At 53.0% G+C, this 1,787-nt stretch carries 1 rRNA gene; it reads right to left on the reverse strand.

Annotated elements, in window-relative coordinates:
• Positions 1–61: 61 nt before the first annotated feature.
• A 16S ribosomal RNA gene (locus tag TSA66_RS01085) occupies positions 62–1,592 on the reverse strand.
• Between the last annotated feature and the right edge of the window lie 195 nt (positions 1,593–1,787).

A 1,787-nucleotide genomic window follows, 5' to 3' on the forward strand; every position in this document is an offset into this window, starting at 1 on the left:
TGCTGTTCTCGAATAACACACCGATAAGTGTGAACGCTTGATTTTCGTGCGAATACTCTAGAAAGGAGGTGATCCAGCCGCACCTTCCGATACGGCTACCTTGTTACGACTTCACCCCAGTCACGAATCCTACCGTGGTAAGCGCCCTCCTTGCGGTTAGGCTACCTACTTCTGGTAAAACCCGCTCCCATGGTGTGACGGGCGGTGTGTACAAGACCCGGGAACGTATTCACCGCGACATGCTGATCCGCGATTACTAGCGATTCCAACTTCATGTAGTCGAGTTGCAGACTACAATCCGGACTACGATACACTTTCTGGGATTAGCTCCCCCTCGCGGGTTGGCAGCCCTCTGTATGTACCATTGTATGACGTGTGAAGCCCTACCCATAAGGGCCATGAGGACTTGACGTCATCCCCACCTTCCTCCGGTTTGTCACCGGCAGTCTCATTAGAGTGCCCTTTCGTAGCAACTAATGACAAGGGTTGCGCTCGTTGCGGGACTTAACCCAACATCTCACGACACGAGCTGACGACAGCCATGCAGCACCTGTGTGAAGGCTCCCTTTCGGGCACTCCCCGATCTCTCGAGGATTCCTTCCATGTCAAGGGTAGGTAAGGTTTTTCGCGTTGCATCGAATTAATCCACATCATCCACCGCTTGTGCGGGTCCCCGTCAATTCCTTTGAGTTTTAATCTTGCGACCGTACTCCCCAGGCGGTCAACTTCACGCGTTAGCTGCGTTACCAAGTCAATTAAGACCCGACAACTAGTTGACATCGTTTAGGGCGTGGACTACCAGGGTATCTAATCCTGTTTGCTCCCCACGCTTTCGTGCATGAGCGTCAGTGTTATCCCAGGGGGCTGCCTTCGCCATCGGTATTCCTCCACATATCTACGCATTTCACTGCTACACGTGGAATTCTACCCCCCTCTGACACACTCTAGCCGTGCAGTCACAAATGCAGTTCCCAGGTTAAGCCCGGGGATTTCACATCTGTCTTGCACAACCGCCTGCGCACGCTTTACGCCCAGTAATTCCGATTAACGCTTGCACCCTACGTATTACCGCGGCTGCTGGCACGTAGTTAGCCGGTGCTTATTCTTCCGGTACCGTCATCCCCCCGGGGTATTAGCCCAAGGGATTTCTTCCCGAACAAAAGTGCTTTACAACCCGAAGGCCTTCTTCACACACGCGGCATTGCTGGATCAGGGTTGCCCCCATTGTCCAAAATTCCCCACTGCTGCCTCCCGTAGGAGTCTGGGCCGTGTCTCAGTCCCAGTGTGGCTGGTCGTCCTCTCAGACCAGCTACTGATCGTCGCCTTGGTAGGCTTTTACCCCACCAACTAGCTAATCAGATATCGGCCGCTCTAAGAGCATGAGGTCTTGCGATCCCCCACTTTCACCCGTAGGTCGTATGCGGTATTAGCTAGTCTTTCGACTAGTTATCCCCCACTCTAAGGCACGTTCCGATATATTACTCACCCGTTCGCCACTCGCCGCCAGGATTGCTCCCGCGCTGCCGTTCGACTTGCATGTGTAAGGCATGCCGCCAGCGTTCAATCTGAGCCAGGATCAAACTCTTCAGTTTAATTCCTGTTTTGTGCCATCTCTGGCAGGTTCCGTAGAACCGTCGCTCACTCAAAATACTGACTAGGTCCGTTCTTGCGAACTTACCTGTATTTCTTTGTGAGCACTTGATATGCTTTGAGCTTCGGCAACTTCCGTCGCCGCCGCACTGCCACCAAGCGCCCACACTTATCGGCTGTTATTTGTTAAAGAACTT

The sequence above is a fragment of the Noviherbaspirillum autotrophicum genome (assembly GCF_000818395.1).
Classification (GTDB): domain Bacteria; phylum Pseudomonadota; class Gammaproteobacteria; order Burkholderiales; family Burkholderiaceae_D; genus Noviherbaspirillum; species Noviherbaspirillum autotrophicum.